The following is an 18,262-nucleotide window of genomic DNA, read 5'->3' on the forward strand; positions in this document are numbered from 1 at the left end:
GTTGTCTATACCAATTGTTGATTCATAAAGGGGTTCTGCCTCATAACCGTATTAAATCAAGTATTGATAAAGGGCTTTACTCCTGGATTATCTATTTCCCTTTTCCCGGAAGAAGAAGCGTAGTAAAAGGATAAAGATAATTGAGCCAATGGAACTATATTCTTATTTAGACTGAGCACTATAAAGATACCACCTACCACTTCTGGTTTATAATTGAAACAAATGCAAGACCTGTTAAAATGAACAACAATGTTAAACGTTGATTCATCTCTTTTTATTTGATTGATAGTAGGATAACAGGGGAAAGAGACTTTAGTAGAGTAGAGGGGGGGAAATCATGATACGGTTTGAGAATGTGACGAAAACCTATCCTAATGGTATTTATGCAGTTAGAAATGTTGATTTGGAAATAAGAGAAGGAGAATTTTTTGTATTGATTGGTCCTAGTGGTTCAGGGAAAACAACCATGTTGAAGATGATAAACAGGTTAATTCCAATCTCGGAAGGTACGATCAGAATTCAGGATAAAAAAATCAGTGAGTACGATATCCATGAACTGCGATGGGATATCGGCTATGTTCTTCAGGATATTTCCTTATTCCCACACATGACAATCGAAGAGAATATCTCAATCGTGCCAGAAATGAAAAAGTGGGAACAGAGAAAAATCAGCCAGCGAATTGATGAATTATTGGACATGGTCGGGCTTGAACCGGATGTATACCGTAAAAGAAAGCCGAATGAACTGTCAGGCGGCCAGCAGCAGCGAATCGGTGTGGCAAGAGCCCTTGCCGCTAACCCTCCCATTATTTTGATGGATGAGCCTTTCAGCGCGCTTGACCCAATCAGTAGGGAAATGCTTCAGGATGACCTTTTGAAACTCCAAAAACAAATCAGGAAAACAATTGTGTTTGTCACCCATGATATGAAAGAAGCCTTGAAGCTTGGAGAGAGAATTTGCCTAATGAAGGATGGTGAAGTAGTTCAAACCGGCACCCCACAGGATATCCTAAGAGACCCCGCAAATACATTTGTCCGTGAATTTGTCGGGATAAACGGAGATGATCAGGTAAATGTATTAGAAGCGATAAAGTCTGTTGACGCTGAAGCCACTCTGAATGCACCCGTTCTCCCCAACACTGCCGGTCTTCCTGAAATCCTTGCATTGCTATCGGACCATAGTCATATTGTGATAATGGAAAGTGGCACGGTTGTCGGGATGCTGGATCGGCAGTCGGTCATCCGTCTATTATCCCATCAGATGGAGGTGAACTAAGTGGCCGCAATCAGTTCCGTGTTCGCTGACAGAAAAGACCAGCTTATAAGTGCGTTACTGGAGCATATTCAAATTTCGTTCATTGCTTTATTTTTCGCTGTACTTATAGCAATTCCTCTTGGTGTTTTACTGACAAGAAAAAAACACATTGCAGAAGGAGTAATTGGAATCACGGCTGTTTTGCAAACCATTCCTTCTCTTGCGTTGCTTGGATTGTTAATTCCGATATTCGGAATTGGTAAGGTACCGGCGATTATAGCCCTTGTTGCATATGCGCTTCTGCCAATCCTGCGGAATACCGTGACTGGAATCATGGAGGTTAATCCTTCCTTAATTGAGGCGGGTAGTGCAATGGGAATGAACAACCGGAGGCTTTTGGCAAAAGTTGAATTGCCACTGGCATTGCCAGTCATCATGGCAGGTATACGGACTGCGATGGTATTAATTGTTGGTACAGCTACACTTGCAGCACTTATAGGAGCAGGCGGTCTTGGTGATTTGATCTTGCTCGGCATTGACAGGAATAATTCTGCTTTGATTATCCTGGGAGCAGTCCCTGCCGCTTTGCTTGCAATTTTATTTGACCTATTACTTCGCTGGTTTGAGCGGGTTTCTTTTAAAAAATCAGTTGCTTCAATCGGAATATTTGCAGCCGTCGCGCTATTAATAGTGGCCCTGCCGCTACTTTCAAACCAGGATGACAAAACTATTGTAATTGCCGGGAAACTGGGGTCTGAACCTGAGATTTTGATTAATATGTATAAACTCCTGATTGAAGAAGAAACAGACCTCAAAGTAGAGCTAAAACCGGGCCTCGGAAAAACTTCCTTTTTATTTAATGCCCTTAAAAGTGGAAGCATTGACCTTTATCCGGAATTTACAGGAACAGCCATTTCAGAATTTCTGAAAGAAACTGCAGTTAGTACAGATGCCAAAGAAGTGTACAGTCAGGCAAAAGAAGGCATGAAGGAACAGTTCGATATGGAGCTGTTGGAGCCGATGGCTTATAACAATACATATGCACTTGCTGTCCCTGCCCGGCTGGCAGAAGAGCATAAACTGCAAACCATTTCAGATCTTGGCCAAATTTCCAAAATTATAAAAGCTGGTTTCACCCTTGAATTTGCAGACCGCGAGGATGGGTACAAGGGCATCCAAAGATTGTATGGCCTCGAATTCCCGAATGTCGTGACAATGGAACCGAAGCTAAGGTATGGGGCAATTGAAAGTGGCGAAATCAATTTAGTCGACGCCTATTCAACCGACAGTGAACTGCAGCAGTATAACCTCAAAGTGCTTGAGGATGACAAAACGCTTTTCCCTCCCTATCAGGGAGCACCTCTATTAAAAGCTAAAACTCTGGAAGAACATCCCGAGCTAGCCAAAGCTCTCAACAAGCTTGCAGGAAAAATCAGTGACGATGAAATGCGGGCTATGAACTATCAAGTCAATGCCGAGGGAAAAAGCCCTGAAGAAATCTCCAGAGAGTATTTAAAAAAAGAAGGCTTAATTAAATAACACAACTGTTTGTGCTTGAAGATCTCCCATAGAAATGCAAAAAGAAAACTCGCCGTGGCGAGTTTTCTTTCATATCCAAAACAAGTGCTATTTACCCAAATGTCAAAACCTATTCACTTTTGATGACATTACCTTCTGCTGGGATTTGGTGTTCCTTCAGTAGCCGGGCAAAATGAAGCAAATTGTGGGCCATAATCTTTACGTGCTGCATTGTAAACTCGTTTTGGTTTCCATTTGCTTCAATGAATGAAGGCCCGGGCCCTGCTTCGCCTACCCAATACGTATCGACATTCGGAGGTATGGTGAACCCGATATGGGATAGTGCATAAATCAAATAGCTGGAGACGTTTTTCCCGCCATCTTCATTACCAGTGACGACCACACCACCAACTTTGTTATAGTAAATGTATTGGCCTTTTTCGTTAGTAAGGCTGCTCCCGCCATATAGCCTTTCCACCACCAAGGTAGCAAGGCTGCTTTGTTCACCAAGCCAGATTGGAGATCCAATCACAAGAATATCGGCCTGCTTTACTTTTTCAAAAATAATTGGCCACTGGTCCTGGTTATTCACTGCCTCATGTGTAATCCCAGAGCCAATTGAATAATCAGCCATTGTCAGTACTTCCGTATCAGCCCCGTTTTCCTCGAAAATCTTCACAGCCTCGTCAATAAGAGCACGGGTATTAGAAGTCTCCGAGCTATCCTTAAGACTGCAATTCAACACTAGAGCTTTAATTGCCATGCTCGTTCCCTCCTTACATAAATACTCATTCCCTAAGTGAACTTTTACAAACGGAGAAAACTTGAGGGTAGTTATGTGTTTGAATTGATTGGAAGAAATAAAGAGTAAAGTTTGCGGGCGGATTACTGGAGAATGTTACAGCGGTGATTACATACCCTGAAAATAATATAACAATTAAACTTTCATTCAACATGTGGACAACACCTGCGAAGGGAAGAAATTGAATCATAACTTCTGCAAATAAAAATGGACTTATCATATAAATGGTAAGTCCATTTTTATACTACTTGGTTTTGCCTTTTCCTGCTTCTTCAGCCAGCTGTTCGAAGGATTTAACCTTCCCATGCGGATTTTGGGATTCCTTTCTCGTTTCCCATTGCCTTTCTTTTTGCGATTTGGATTGAGTCATATGATAGAGCTCCTCGCTATTTTAGTTAATTATGCATCCTGATTGGTATAGGCTCGTTGTTCTTTATCTTTTTCCTTTTTAGCACGGTTTGCATTGGCACTTCCAAACTCTTTTCCAAACTCTGTATCTTTCTTGCTTGAATCAAATCCTTGCTTGTTTTTTTGCTGTGGGTCATTCTTCTTTGTACGCTTTGCCATGATTCAGCCTCCTTCTGCAACTTAGTATGGAAAAAGAAAAATGAAATATTCACCTAAAGGAATCAAAAAACCTATTGGTGGGCTGAATAATAAGTAAAGAACCGTCTTTCAAAAAAGGAAGTTGACTTATCATGTATTTCTACAAAAAAGTATTTGAATTATTTAAATGAGATAGGGTATTTAAATGAAGAGTTGAATTACTTGCGGTAGGCAGTCTGATTACGACATTTCACAAGAACCCTAAAAAGGAGTTTTTTAATCAAAATCATTTTGTAAACGGCCTTAAAGAATGTGAAGTAGGATATTTCCCTAAAAGTTGGCAGCCTACCGTAAACGAACAACAAAATTACTATAGATAATGAAATTGACGCATTCCTAATTTAAAAAATCGTATGAGTTGCGTCTTCTTTAGCATGGTCTTTTTTCCAGTTATAGAAGTTAATTTTCATGGTAGTGCCCCGCAAAATTTACAGTTGTTGGTTATATATTAATATCATTATCAGTTTAAAAGAAATGTATAGGTTTCCAAGACAAGTAAGTTGCAAATGTTATTGAACATTGCGAAAATTGTTTTAGTAAGATAATAAGGGGTGTTTTATTATGAGTAATCCAATTAGCCCGTGGAACAACGTCCATGGAGTTAATCTTGGATATTTGTTGGAACAGTATGATTTGTATGTGACTAATTCAGAATTAGTGGATGAAAGCTTAAGAGGATTGTTTGCGGAGTGGGGAGCACCGGGAGTTGAATCTTCACAAATGAATGGGCAACATCAGCAGTATTCCAAGCAGGATGTTTCCCTAGAATTCATTTACAAGAAAATGAAAAAGCTTACAAAGGTAATGGATCTGGCAGAAAATATTCGGACGAATGGCCATCTGGAGGCGGCTATTTATCCATTGGAATCACAGTCTCCATCTAATTTACTTGCCTTGTCTCACTATGGTTTAACTGAAGCCGATGTGAGAGAGATACCTGCAGATATCATTTGTCCGGAGAAGAAGGGCCAATTTTCAGATGGACTAGCTGCGATTCACTTTCTTAAGCAAGTATATACGGGCAATAGTGGATTTGAATTTCAGCATGTTGAGCCAGAAGAGAGACAATGGCTGCAACAGAAAATCGAAAATGAGTTTAGTAAACCTGCAGTTCCGGCATTAAGGAAAGCAGAGCTATTAAAGAAGCTTTACCAAGTGGAAGGATTCGAACAATTTATTCAAAAAACCTATGTTGGACAAAAACGTTTTTCTGTTGAAGGGTTGGAAGCGCTTGTTCCTGCAATTGATGAAGTCGTTCATTTATCTGCAGAAGCTGGAATAGAAAATGTCATGATCTCTATGGCGCATAGAGGAAGGCTGAATGTACTTGCCCATGTATTGGAAAAACCTTATGAAGCGATTTTTTCACAATTTCAACGTTCATCATGGGTAAATGATAACCCTGATTATTCGGAAGTAAGCGGCACCACTGGAGATGTAAAGTACCATATGGGTGCTGTAAAGAATAGACGCATCCAGAATAAACAGATTAAAGTCACGTTAGCGAATAACCCTAGTCATTTGGAATTTGCCGGTTCAGTTGTGGAAGGGTATACAAGGGCCGCTCAAGACGATCGTTCTGAAAAAGGATATCCAAAACAGGATACTTCGAAAGCGCTTGCTCTATTAGTCCATGGGGATGCCGCATTCCCAGGACAAGGGGTTGTCGCAGAAACGCTGAATTATTCAAGAACGAAGGGGTATCAAACAGGCGGAACCATTCACATTATTGCAAACAACCGCATCGGTTTTACAACTGAAAGCGAAGATTCAAAATCAACGAGATATTCCAGTGATTTGGCGAAAGGATTTAACATTCCTGTCATACATGTCAATGCGGATGCGCCTGAGGTATGTCTGGCAGTTATGAGGTTAGCGTTTGAGTACCGCCAGACATTCAATAAGGATATTTTAGTAGATTTAATTGGTTACAGAAGGATGGGCCACAATGAAATGGACGAACCAATGGCCACTAATCCTGTAACATATAATGTGATTCGCAGCCATCCAACGATTACTTCTTTATACAAGCAGAAACTATTAGTTGAAAAGTCTATGTCTGAAGAGGAAATCAAGCGGATTGAAAAAGAGGTAGCAGCAGGGTTTAAACAGGCATATGAACAAATCAATAAAAAACCTTTAGAGGTTCGGTCCATTTCTGAATTACAAGCAGAGGATATCCATGAAATTCCGAAAATAGATACTACGGTTAATCAATCAACATTAACACAAATAAATTCAGAGCTTCTTGAGTGGCCGGAAGGATTCAATGTGTTCGGCAAACTGCAAAAAATATTGAAACGCAGACTAGATGTTTTTGAGAATCATGGAAAAATTGATTGGGGCCATGCTGAAGTATTAGCTTTTGCTTCAATCTTAAAGGATGGCACACCTATTCGGTTAGCGGGACAGGATTCTGAAAGAGGGACGTTCTCCCATCGCAATATTGTTTTATCGGATGAAAAGACGGGAGAGAAGTATAGCCCAATGCATAAAATCAGTGCAGCAAATGCATCCTTTGCTGTCCATAATAGTACGCTATCCGAAGCTGCGATACTTGGATTTGAATACGGATACAATGTAATTTCTCCTGAAACGCTTGTATTGTGGGAAGCTCAATTTGGAGATTTTGCTAATGGTGCGCAAGTTATCCTTGATCAATTCATTTCTTCAGGCCGTTCCAAGTGGGGTCAAAGGTCAGGAATTGTGATGCTGCTGCCGCACGGTTATGAAGGCCAGGGACCTGAACATTCCAGTGCAAGACTGGAACGTTTTCTGCAAATGGCTGCTGAAAATAACTGGACTGTTGCGAATGTATCGTCTTCAGCACAATACTTCCATCTTTTAAGAAGACAAGCAGCAATCTTGAATACAGATGCAGTAAGGCCTTTAGTTTTAATGACTCCAAAAAGCTTACTGCGGAATCCTTCGGCAGGGTCATATTTAGAGGAATTTACAAATGGTCAGTTCCATCCGTGTATTGAGCAGCCAGGACTTGGAACCGAACGGGATCAAGTAGAACGAATTGTCTTCTGTACAGGCCGCCTGGCAGTAGAGCTAGGTGACAATGTAAAGGATACGGAATCCTTTAATTGGCTGGATATTATTAGAATAGAAGAATTGTATCCTTTCCCAGCGGAACAAATTAAAAAGATAATCCATCAATACAAAAACGTAAAGGAAATTGTATGGACCCAAGAAGAACCGCAAAATATGGGCGCTTGGAATTATATTGCTCCCTGCCTGGAACAGTTGTTGCCAGATTCTATTAAAGTTTCCTATATTGGAAGGCCAAGCATGTCCAGTCCTTCCGAGGGAGACCCGGCCATTCATAAAAATGAGCAGGCAAGAATTATCAATGCGACATTAACAAAAACCGAAAATCTGAAAAAGAACCCTATACATGCTTAAGGAAGGAAGTGCAAGGAAATGGCGAAGATCGTCATCCCTCAATTAGCTGAATCAATAACAGAAGGTACCATTGCACAATGGATTAAACACCCCGGTGATGTTGTTTCAACAGGAGATTATATTTTGGAACTCGAAACAGATAAAGTCAATGTGGAAATTACTTCTGAGTTCAGTGGGGTATTAAAAGAAATTTTGAAAGAAGAAGGCGATAACGTAGCGGTTGGAGAAGCAGTTGCGGTTATTGAGGAAACTGGTAGTGGTTCCACAAAACAGGCAAATGAATTGCCTGTTGCAGAAGACACAACTGCAGTAAATGAAGAGACAGCCACAGAAGAAACGCCGGCGGCAAATGAAGCGCCAACTGATGAAGGAAAACCTGCTTCAACTAACGAAGTCATTGCTTCTCCAGCTGCAAGAAAGTTAGCGAGAGAACGGGGAATTGATCTGCAGAATGTTGTTCCTCAAGACCCGTTGGGAAGGGTGCGTAAACAGGACGTTGCAAACTATGAACCTGAGAGCCGCCCGGCTGCTAACACGTCCCAGGCCGCAGTACAGCAACCAGGACAGCAAGTTGCACAGCAAGCACCAGCATATAACCAATTCAGTAAACCAGTAGAAAGAAGAAAAATGTCGCGCCGCCGTGCCACAATTGCAAAGAACCTTGTCCAGGTCCAGCAAACGGCAGCGATCTTAACGACATTTAATGAAGTCGATATGACTGCTGTCATGAATTTAAGAAAGAAGCGGAAAGATGAATTTTTTGAAGAACATGATGTAAAGCTAGGGTTTATGTCGTTTTTTACGAAGGCAGTCGTCAGTGCGCTTAAACGCTATCCATTACTGAACGCAGAAATTCAAGAAAATGAACTGGTCATTAAGAAATTCTATGACATTGGCGTTGCTGTTTCTACAGAAGAGGGCCTAGTTGTTCCTGTTGTGAGAGACGCTGATCGATTAAATTTTGCCGAGATAGAAAAGGAGATTAGTAATCTGGCATTAAAGGCAAAGGAGTCGAAACTAACTTTATCTGACCTGCAGGGCGGCACATTCACGATTACAAATGGAGGAACATTTGGCTCTTTATTCTCAACACCTATTTTAAATGCTCCTCAGGTCGGAATCTTGGGTATGCACTCCATTCAAAAACGCCCAGTTGCTGTTGATGATGAAACAATCGAAATTCGGCCTATGATGTACATTGCTCTTTCCTATGACCATCGTATTGTCGATGGAAAGGAAGCAGTTGGATTCCTGGTTAGAATCAAGCAATTGCTTGAGGATCCAGAAAAATTACTTTTTGAATCATAAAATCTAGCTTTTGGATGAATAGTGAAAAGAAAATAAAAAAAACCCGGATTTTAACATATGGTTAAAATCCGGGTCTTTTATTTTTCTTTGTTTTATGCGAGCCTCATTGCGAAGTCTTGGTAGCCAAACTTCTGGACGACTCTGCAATCTCCATTTTTATCCTGGATAGCAATCGCCGGCAGTGGCATTCCGTTAAAGGTTGTATTTTTAACCATCGTATAAATAGCCATGTCGCCAAACACCAATCGGTCTCCAATCTGCAAAGGCTTGTCAAAGGAATAGTCGCCAATGACATCACCAGTCAGGCAGGTTTGCCCGCCAAGGCGGTACAAGTGCGGCTTTTCACCAACTTCTCCTGAATCAAGAAGAGGAGGGCGGTATGGCATTTCAAGAACATCGGGCATATGGCAGGATGCTGACGTATCAAGAATAGCAATATCCATGCCGTTCTTTATTGTATCAAGTACAGTCGTTACCAAATAGCCAGCATTAAGAGCAATTGCTTCACCTGGCTCAAGGTAGACCTCCAGGCCGTATTTCTCCTGCATCCTCTTAATACATTTTTCCAGGCGCGGGATATCATAATCCTCCCTGGTAATATGGTGGCCGCCGCCAAAGTTGATCCATTCCATTTGAGAGAGCCATGGGCCAAACTTCTCTTCAACAGCATTTAACGTAATTTCCAGTGCATCCGAGTTTTGCTGGCAGAGTGTATGGAAATGCAGGCCAGAAACACCTTCAAGCAAGTCAGGACGGAAATGTTCAATTGTTACCCCGAACCTTGAACCTGGTGAGCAAGGGTCATAAATGGCGTGCCCTTCCTGGGTGGAACATTCAGGATTGATTCGTAAGCCAACCTTCCTGCCGGCTGCAAGAACCTTATCCTTAAACCTTTCTAACTGAGTGTTGGAGTTGAAAATAATATGGTCACAAATCTCAATAATTTCATCCATTTCGTCTTCACGATAGGCAGCCGAGAAAACATGATTTTCTTTGCCCATTTTTTCATATCCAAGGCGAGCCTCAAAGGGGCCGCTTGCTGTCGTGCCACTTAAATATTCCCCAATCAAGGGATATAAAGAAGTCATTGAAAATGCTTTTTGTGCCAGTACAATCTTGCATCCTGTCCGCTTCATAACCCCGTTCAGGATTTTAAGGTTTTTTTCCAAAAGGCTTTCATCCACTACATAACAAGGGGTTGGCAATTCTTCAAATTTCATCTTAGTCCACAAGCTCTGGGTCAAAGCTTTCCTTCCACGGTAGTCCCCATTTGTTCAATTCTTCCATGAATGGGTCTGGATCGAACTCTTCGATATTAAAGACACCCTTGTAATCCCATTTTCCAGTCATGAGCATCATCGCGCCAATCATTGCTGGAACGCCTGTTGTATAAGAAACGGCTTGGGAACCAACTTCTCTATAGCATTCTTCATGGTCACAAACATTGTACACATAGTACACTTTATCTTCACCGTCTTTTTTGCCACGGAAGATACAGCCAATGTTGGTTTTACCTTTTGTCCGCGGCCCAAGTGACGCTGGGTCAGGCAATACTGCCTTTAGGAATTGAAGAGGAATAATTTGCTTTCCTTCAAACTCAATTGGCTCAATCGAAGTCATGCCCACATTTTCAAGGGCCTTCAGGTGAGTCAGGTAGCTTTGGCCAAATGTCATGAAAAAGCGGATACGCTTTAGGCCAGGGACGTTTTTAGCAAGAGATTCAAGCTCTTCATGATATAGAAGGTACATATCTTTCTCGCCAACTTCAGGGAAGTCATAAACGCGCTTGATTTCCATTGGCTTTGTTTCAATCCATTCACCATTCTCCCAGTACCTTCCGTTTGCGGATACTTCACGGATATTGATTTCAGGATTGAAGTTTGTTGCGAATGGGTAGCCATGGTCACCAGCATTGCAGTCAAGGATATCGATATATTCAATGGTGTCGAAATGATGCTTTAGTGCGTGAGCAGAAAACACGCCAGTCACACCAGGATCGAAGCCGCTGCCAAGAAGGGCAGTGATTCCAGCTTCACGGAATTTTTCATGATAGTCCCATTGCCATTTATATTCAAATTTTGCTGTATCTTCAGGCTCATAGTTTGCTGTATCCATGTAATTTGTTTTAGTAGCCAGGCAGGCATCCATAATAGTCAAATCCTGGTATGGCAATGCAAGGTTCATGACGACATCAGGCTTAACTTCATTAATTAAGGCAATCAGTTCATCAACATTGTTGGCATCAACCTGGGCAGTCGTAATTTTTGTTCCCTTGCCATCAAGCTTAGCTTTCAGTTCATCACATTTCGATTTTGTACGGCTTGCTATGCAGATTTCTTCAAATACATCACTATTCTGAACACATTTATGAATTGCTACTGATGCAACGCCACCGGCGCCAATAATAAGTGCTTTTCCCATTCTTAAGCTCCTAACTAAAGTGAATTTTTTACTTGCCGAAACAACAAAAAAAGCAAATGCAATACGCATAAGGCGCACAACACTTGCTTTGATATAATCTTATATTAAAAAGGCATACACGCATTTCCATGGCAAAAAACCATATCGATACTGGTCCCTAACTTAATTAGGGAGGAAGCTCTTTAATATTCAATATATCATTCTAGGATCAGAGTCTATATAGCAAATAATTACTTTTACCACTCTTATTGACCGTTTCACAAGTTGTGTGCATATGCACTGGTTGTAAAGTAACCAACTTATAAAATTTGAGCTTTTAACTCAATCAATAAGGCAACAAAAAGTTGCCAATCGGCATTTGACCCGGCTGTCCGTATGGCCTTAACTCCATAAAAAGAAGTGGTCAAAAATTATCTGCTTGGAAAGACCCCAGATATATAGTGAATTCGCAGCTTTCCAATTAACGCTCTTATATATTATCAATATATATTTAATAGTGCAATGGGTAAAAAATAAAAAAATTAATGGAAAATACGACTAAAGCACTATGAAAAGAAGATGTATTTATAGAAAATTATGTAAATATAACCATGGTGTGTTAACATAGTAATTAATAGAAATATTTGTAAAGGGCGGAGGGAGAAAGGTGGTAAAGGATCTACATATAACCGGGGTAGAGGAAGAATTGCTTGAGTTACGGCGCAAGATTAATAAAGATACTATGAAGTCCAATTTTAGGCCAAAGTTTATCGGCGGCATTAATGAAAAGGATGTACAAGAATACATAGACAGTATAGAAGATAAATATCAGCTAATAGAACAGAGCCTGAAGCGGAATATGCAGGAAATGCTGACGTCCAGGAACAAGCTGCAAAGGGAACTGGAATCCTTTAAAGCTGCAGCCCTGGAAGAAAAGCAAAACCTCTTGGAAAAGCTGGATTTGGCTCAAAAGGAACTTTCCTTTTACAAGGAAAAATACAATGATGTTCAATTGATAAACGATCAGCCGGATCCGAAAGTTGCTGACCTGCAAACTCAAGTTGGCACGATGACGGAGAAGCTTGGCTACTTGCAAAACCAAGTTGCGAATGGCAGGCAGGAAAATGAACGGCTTCAAGAATACTCTGCCGGACTCCAGAGGGAAAACATCACACTTACGGAAAAGCTTAATGAGTTGGAACAGCAAAGCTATTCAGTAAACAATCTAAAGCGCCAATTAATCAGCTTAGAGCATGCCCTGGCTGAAAAATCCGCCGAAACTGAAGAGTTGAAGCAAAAATATGATAAGGCAGAAGAAGAACTCATGCTTGAAAAAGCGAGAACATCCGGATCAAAAATTAACGACTTTAAAAATGATTTGTTCCACGTTTATCAACGATTGGAAACTTTGACTGAAGAACAGGTCAGGCTGAATGAAGAACTCCAGCAGCAGGTTAAGTTCGAGCAGTTCCGAGCCGATAAAGCCGAAAATCGCTTAGCTGAACTTACTAAGCAAATTGCACATATAAAAGGCAAACTGGAAAGTGAACAAAGCCAATTTGATTATCAAATGAGAGAACTAGCTGAACAGCAGCGCCGTTTTCAGTCAGAACTTACAGACAGCTTTCATTCTTTGAAAGTAGAAGATGTATAGTATAGGGCAGAAAAGAGCCGTGGGGGTCCCGCGGCTCTTTAATCTCAGAGTTTTTTCAACAGTGAATACTTAGTTAAATTGAACTTCCTTCATTTAAACACAATCAATGTGACTAATTGAAACCAATTTGCCAAGGATGTAGAATGAAGATACATTTATTTGTATAGGGGTTTTAAAGATGACAAAAACAATTGTAGAAAAGTTGAATCTGCAAAAATATGAGAAAGCTGCTGTTCTCAATATGCCAGAGGACACAGACTATCTACCAGGACTGGAGAGCTATGACACAAAGCTAAATGAAGGGAAATACGATTTGATATTTGCGTTCTTAGTTGATATGGAATCGTTGAAAAACCTTGTCCTAGATGTTGCGGAAAACCAAAGATTGAACAAGAATGGCTATTTGTATATTGCCTATGCAAAAAAAGGAAACAAGGTATACGATACATACGTCCATCGGGATGAAATCCTTCCGGGCCTTGGCGTAGCTGAAGATGGTTATGTCGGCAGCAGCACCATCAAGTTTTCCCGCATGGTTGGATTGAATGATGTTTTTACTGTAGTCGGCCTAAAAGAGGATGCGAAGGGCAAAACTAGTAAAGCAGTAAAGCCTAGCCAGTGTGTGGATGATTATATCGAGTTTATCCCGGAAATTGAAAAAGACCTTTCTGATACTCCTAACTTATTAGATTTTTATCAGGAACTTACCCCGGGTTATAGAAAGGATTGGGCCCGCTATGTATATAGTGCAAAGCAGGATACGACGAAAGCGAAACGCCGCGAGGAAATGAAGGAAATACTTGCGGAAGGCTACAAGAGCAGGGACCTTTACAAGTTGGGGAAGAAGTAGGGAGTGTAAGCGCCGGCCATTGGAGCCGGCGCTTTTTATAATTCATAATAATTCCTAAGCGTATAGGATATCCATTTGCAGTGAGGATGGTTACGGATATTCTCAATCAAGCCTTTAACAATCGTTCTACTATACACAGGTTCTTCAAGATCGCGGACAAGCAAAGACAGCGAATCTTTTTCTATTGGTTCCTCAATTTCAGATATTTTTTCGTTAATCAGTTCAATTAGCTGCTCTCTGGATAGTGGCTCATTCACCGGGTTTAGAAGAGTGTGATATAAATCCTTTGTTATAAAAGGCAAGGTTGTATTTCTTGCGATTAAGTTGGTTTTTTCCACAAGGGATCGGCAAAGGAGCTCTATATCAGGTGAAGGTATATGAAATAAGATGAATAACTGTGAATAAGTGTTCAGCAGCCCTTTTATTGTAAAGACAAGATCGTAAGTAATATCCTCTGCAGCCTCTCCATACAATCGCACTATCATTATTTGAATACTTTTCTCCATCATATTGTCATAATGGCGCATTTTTAAAAAGAGCTCCTGGTTTAGGGACTGCATTTGTTCTTTAATAAGGATTTTGGCAAAGTCAGAGCGTTTATAGAATGTCTTGAAAGTTGAATAATAAAAGTCGTATAGAAGATTTTCTATAGAACCTTGCCTATTGACTATGTAGTCAATGTCCGACACGAACTGCATCATGAAATGATCTATTAATGCAGCAATAAGCTCGTCCTTCGATTTGAATGAAAGATAAAAGGCGCCCTTTGAAATACCGCACCGATCGGTGATTTGTTGGACAGAGGTTGCTTCAAACCCCTGTTCAGCAAAAAGTTCCAGCGCCTTTTCCATAATCAGTTGTTTTTTAATCATTTTTTAATATCTCCCCTATTGCCATCTCATTGACAAATGACCGACCAGTCATTAGTATAAATAAATGGGCAAGTTAAGTCAATAAAGGGCAGGTGTCATAGTGAAAGGTTTTGTAAATTTTGTATTGAAGAATAAATTGGCTGTATGGCTATTAACCATTATTATAACAGTATCAGGGATTTATTCTGGAACACGTATGAATATGGAGACGATACCTGATGTAACCATTCCGTATTTGATGGTAATGGATGTATACCCAGGTGCTACTCCTGAAAAGGTTATGGAGGATATCTCCATGCCGATAGAACGAGCTGTCGAAGGGCTTGAGGATGTAAAGGCAGTCTACTCGAATTCATATTCCAATATGTCCAACATCCAGATTGAATATGAATATGGCATAGATATGGCAGAAGCGAAAAGGGCGCTTGAGTCAGCGCTTGATGCTGTTGACCTCCCTGAAGGGGCTCAAGAGCCTCAAATAACTGCTTTAAGTATGAATATGATGCCGGTTGTTGCATTGAGTGTCAGCAGCACCGAGGAAGATATTGTAGGACTTACTTCGACTGTTGAAAAAATCCTGCTCCCCAAAATCGAGAAGCTGGATGGAGTCGGTTCTGCAACTATCACCGGTCAGCATATCGAAGAAGTAGAGTTGACTTATGACGAAGCAAAGCTTGAACAGTTCGGTTTAACCCAGGATAAAGTGAAGGAGATCATTCAGGCGAGCAATCTGGCTGTTTCGCTTGGGTTGTATGAATTTGAAGAGGGCGAACAGGCAGTTGCAGTTGATGGGAAGTTCATGACTGAAGATGAACTGAAGAACATGCTCATTCCGGTTACGCCATCACAGGAAAATCCGGCGCCGTTTGTTAAGTTAAGTGATATTGCCAAGGTTGAAACAGTTGGAAAGGTAAAGTCTGTTTCCCGGACTAATGGCGACGATGCGATTGCGATTCAAATCGTCAAAGAACAACAAGCTAACACGGTTGATGTAGTTAAAAGTGTGAAAGATCTGGTTAACGAAGAAAAAAGTAAAATTGAAGGCATTGTCATTGATGTATCCCTTGACCAGGGTAAACCAATAGAAGAATCTGTTTTTACGATGATTGAAAAAGCAGTCTTCGGAGGATTGATTGCGGTATTGATCATTCTTCTGTTCCTAAGAGATTTTAAATCAACAATCATCTCTATCATTTCTATTCCGGTTTCCATATTCATGGCGTTGGTCCTGTTGAACTGGATGGATATTACCCTTAACATCATGACGCTGGGAGCGATAACGGTCGCGATTGGTCGCGTTATAGATGACTCGATCGTCGTAGTGGAAAATATATACCGCAGGCTGCATCTGAAGGATGAGAAGCTTACTGGACGGGCATTGATCCGCGAGGCGACCATTGAAATGTTCAAACCAATCATGTCCTCGACATTGGTCACTGTGGCAGTGTTCGCGCCGCTTATCTTTGTTGGCGGTATGGTTGGCGAGCTATTTGCTCCATTTGCTCTGACTATGACTTTCGCACTTGGTGCGTCATTGCTTGTTGCGATTACAATCGTACCTGTTCTGTCCCATACTTTATTTAAGAAGAAGCTATATGGCGAGAAGACTGAAAAGAGCCATAAAGAAGCTGGCAGGTTAGCAAACTGGTATAAGGGGGTACTCAATAAATCCCTTAACCACAAAATCATCACCTCTGTCATTGCAATTGTATTGCTGGCAGGAAGTATCGCCCTGACACCGCTGATTGGCTTTAGTTTCCTCGGCAGTGAAGAAGAGAAGGTCATGTATTTGACGTATACGCCAAAGACAGGCGAACTAAAGAATGAGACACTTAAAAATGTTGAAGCCGTCGAGGAAAAGCTCCTGAAGCGGGATGATATCGATATCCTGCAGGTTTCCATCAATGAAGAAGGCGACCCGATGGCCGCAATGATGGGTGGAGGCGCGGGCGGTGCGCTTATGTATCTCATTTTTGATCCGGAAATGGACAATTTCCCTGAGGTACGTGAAGAAATTGAAGAATATGTTACAAACATTGGCCAGACCGGGGAGTGGAAGAGCCAAAACTTTACAACTATGTCACTGGCTCCGGATGAAGTAAGCTACACCTTCTATAGTGAGGATCTTGATAAGCTAAATGAATCTGTCAAGAAGGTGGAGGCTATCATGAATGACAATGATAGACTGGAGGATGTTTCCTCTACCGCTGAAGATGCGTATGTTGAATATACATTTAATGTGCAGCAAGATGAATTGCTTCAAAAATATGGCTTAACCGCCGGCCAAATTATCATGATGCTCAATCCGATGGGCGCGAAGGAAGTCCTGACCACGATTGAAAAGGATGGAACTTCGCTTGATGTAATCGTCCAGCAGAAACAGGCACTTAAGCCTAAATCAATTGATGAAATGTTGGCTACTCCAGTGCCGACTGCTATGGGCACAACCATGCCCCTCTCTGAATTGGTGACTGTAGAAGAGGGAACAACCTTGAATACACTTGCGCGAAGCAAGGGTGAGTACTACGCAACCGTGTCAGGCACAGCTATCGGAAAAGACATTTCGAAGGTAACCTCCGAGGTTCAAGAGGAAATCGATAATCTTGAGCTTCCGAAGGGTGTTACGGTCGGTGTTGCCGGAGTTCAGGCGGATATGAATGAAACCTTCACACAGCTTGGAGTCGCAATGCTGGCAGCCATTGCGATCGTTTATTTCATCCTTGTTGTTACATTCCGAGAAGGTCTGGCGCCTTTTGCGATTCTTTTCTCCTTGCCATTCACGGTCATCGGTTCATTCGTCGGCTTGCTTATTGCTGGCGAAACCATATCGGTGTCCGTGATGATGGGTCTATTGATGTTGATTGGTATTGTAGTTACAAATGCCATCGTATTGGTCGACCGGATCATCGATATGGAACGAGACGGCCTAACCATGCGTGAGGCCATACTTGAAGCAGGCTCAACAAGGCTGCGTCCAATCCTTATGACGGCTATTGCAACAATCGGTGCACTTATCCCGCTTGCGATTGGTCAGGGTGGCGGAGGCCTGATTTCAAAAGGTCTGGCTATCACCGTTATTGGCGGTTTGACAAGCTCGACATTGCTTACGTTAATTATTGTTCCGATTGTATATGAAGTCCTTTCGAAGCTATTCAAAAAGAACCGCAGAGAAGAAGAAGTAAACTAAATGGTTTTTTTAGGGCCAAAAACGACATGTTTATGAAAATATGATTGATAGAAAGCCAAGCGTTTAGGTATGCAATACCTAGACGCCTGGCTTTTTTTGCGTTAAATTATATGAACTGGAAAAATGCAGGATATTGACAGAATCGTTTTCATAGTATAGCCTTAGAAATATAATTTAATAGTAACCTCACTTTTAACAGTGAGGTAGAGGCGCGGTATTTAACAGTCCATAGTGGAGTTTGAGAAGGCAATGATGCTATGGAGAAGGAAATGTCGCCGAAGTGGGTATTATTTCTCAATAATGCTTGCTGGGTCTGCAGTGAATAATTGCAGGACTGTCTCGGTGAACTCCCAAGTTCACCTGAGTTGTGCTATCTCATTCGGGATAAAGAGAGGGAAT

General features: G+C 41.3%; 13 protein-coding genes and 1 riboswitch. Of the genes, 7 read left to right on the plus strand and 6 right to left on the minus strand.

Annotated elements, in window-relative coordinates; genetic code table 11:
• Positions 1 to 337 precede the first annotated feature (337 nt).
• Positions 338 to 1,276 (plus strand): ABC transporter ATP-binding protein, encoded by a 939-nt coding sequence (locus tag AM500_RS01150; RefSeq protein WP_053597554.1) that lies wholly within the window; start codon positions 338 to 340, stop codon positions 1,274 to 1,276.
• Complete coding sequence (gene opuFB / locus AM500_RS01155) at positions 1,277 to 2,794, plus strand: osmoprotectant update ABC transporter permease/substrate-binding subunit OpuFB (RefSeq protein ID WP_053597555.1); 1,518 nt, start codon at positions 1,277 to 1,279, stop codon at positions 2,792 to 2,794.
• A gap of 109 nt (positions 2,795 to 2,903) precedes the next feature.
• Here opuFB and AM500_RS01160 read toward each other — a convergent pair whose 3' ends face one another.
• The 3 genes from AM500_RS01160 to AM500_RS25725 all read right to left on the minus strand — a co-directional run bounded on the left by AM500_RS01160 (position 2,904) and on the right by AM500_RS25725 (position 4,142).
• Positions 2,904 to 3,536 carry a flavodoxin family protein gene (locus AM500_RS01160; RefSeq protein WP_053597556.1) on the minus strand — a complete coding sequence of 211 codons (633 nt, stop codon included), beginning with the start codon at positions 3,534 to 3,536 and terminating at the stop codon, positions 2,904 to 2,906.
• A 283-nt stretch (positions 3,537 to 3,819) separates the two neighbouring features.
• Complete coding sequence (locus AM500_RS26000) at positions 3,820 to 3,945, minus strand: DUF6254 family protein (protein WP_231688087.1); 126 nt, start codon at positions 3,943 to 3,945, stop codon at positions 3,820 to 3,822.
• 29 nt (positions 3,946 to 3,974) lie between these two features.
• Positions 3,975 to 4,142: a hypothetical protein gene (locus tag AM500_RS25725; protein ID WP_197028350.1), complete on the minus strand. Its 168-nt coding sequence runs from the start codon at positions 4,140 to 4,142 to the stop codon at positions 3,975 to 3,977.
• A gap of 600 nt (positions 4,143 to 4,742) precedes the next feature.
• Between AM500_RS25725 and AM500_RS01165 the strand changes: the two genes are divergently transcribed.
• Positions 4,743 to 7,592: a 2-oxoglutarate dehydrogenase E1 component gene (locus AM500_RS01165; protein WP_053597557.1), complete on the plus strand. Its 2,850-nt coding sequence runs from the start codon at positions 4,743 to 4,745 to the stop codon at positions 7,590 to 7,592.
• Positions 7,593 to 7,610: 18 nt separating this feature from the next.
• Positions 7,611 to 8,900, plus strand: coding sequence for a 2-oxoglutarate dehydrogenase complex dihydrolipoyllysine-residue succinyltransferase (odhB, locus tag AM500_RS01170; protein WP_053597558.1), 1,290 nt, complete (start codon positions 7,611 to 7,613; stop codon positions 8,898 to 8,900).
• Between the two features lie 92 nt (positions 8,901 to 8,992).
• On the opposite strand, the gene nspC is transcribed toward odhB, so the two are convergent.
• Both nspC and AM500_RS01180 read right to left on the minus strand, forming a co-directional pair.
• On the minus strand, positions 8,993 to 10,120 hold the full coding sequence (nspC, locus tag AM500_RS01175) for a carboxynorspermidine decarboxylase (protein WP_053597559.1): 1,128 nt from the start codon (positions 10,118 to 10,120) through the stop codon (positions 8,993 to 8,995).
• Position 10,121: 1 nt separating this feature from the next.
• On the minus strand, positions 10,122 to 11,321 hold the full coding sequence (locus tag AM500_RS01180) for a saccharopine dehydrogenase family protein (protein ID WP_053597560.1): 1,200 nt from the start codon (positions 11,319 to 11,321) through the stop codon (positions 10,122 to 10,124).
• 646 nt (positions 11,322 to 11,967) lie between these two features.
• Between AM500_RS01180 and AM500_RS01185 the strand changes: the two genes are divergently transcribed.
• A complete protein-coding gene (locus AM500_RS01185) occupies positions 11,968 to 12,954 on the plus strand; it encodes a hypothetical protein (RefSeq protein WP_053597561.1) in 987 nt (328 codons plus the stop codon).
• Positions 12,955 to 13,132: 178 nt separating this feature from the next.
• Positions 13,133 to 13,804, plus strand: a complete 672-nt coding sequence (locus AM500_RS01190; RefSeq protein WP_053597562.1) for a YdeI/OmpD-associated family protein — start codon at positions 13,133 to 13,135, stop codon at positions 13,802 to 13,804.
• Positions 13,805 to 13,839: 35 nt separating this feature from the next.
• Here AM500_RS01190 and AM500_RS01195 read toward each other — a convergent pair whose 3' ends face one another.
• Positions 13,840 to 14,676 (minus strand): TetR/AcrR family transcriptional regulator, encoded by an 837-nt coding sequence (locus AM500_RS01195; protein ID WP_053597563.1) that lies wholly within the window; start codon positions 14,674 to 14,676, stop codon positions 13,840 to 13,842.
• A gap of 100 nt (positions 14,677 to 14,776) precedes the next feature.
• Between AM500_RS01195 and AM500_RS01200 the strand changes: the two genes are divergently transcribed.
• Positions 14,777 to 17,863 (plus strand): efflux RND transporter permease subunit, encoded by a 3,087-nt coding sequence (locus AM500_RS01200; protein WP_053597564.1) that lies wholly within the window; start codon positions 14,777 to 14,779, stop codon positions 17,861 to 17,863.
• Positions 17,864 to 18,059: 196 nt separating this feature from the next.
• A riboswitch (Lysine riboswitch) is annotated at positions 18,060 to 18,244 on the plus strand.
• Positions 18,245 to 18,262 lie beyond the last annotated feature (18 nt).

It is taken from the genome of Bacillus sp. FJAT-18017, from assembly GCF_001278805.1.
Lineage (GTDB): Bacteria > Bacillota > Bacilli > Bacillales > Cytobacillaceae > Bacillus_D.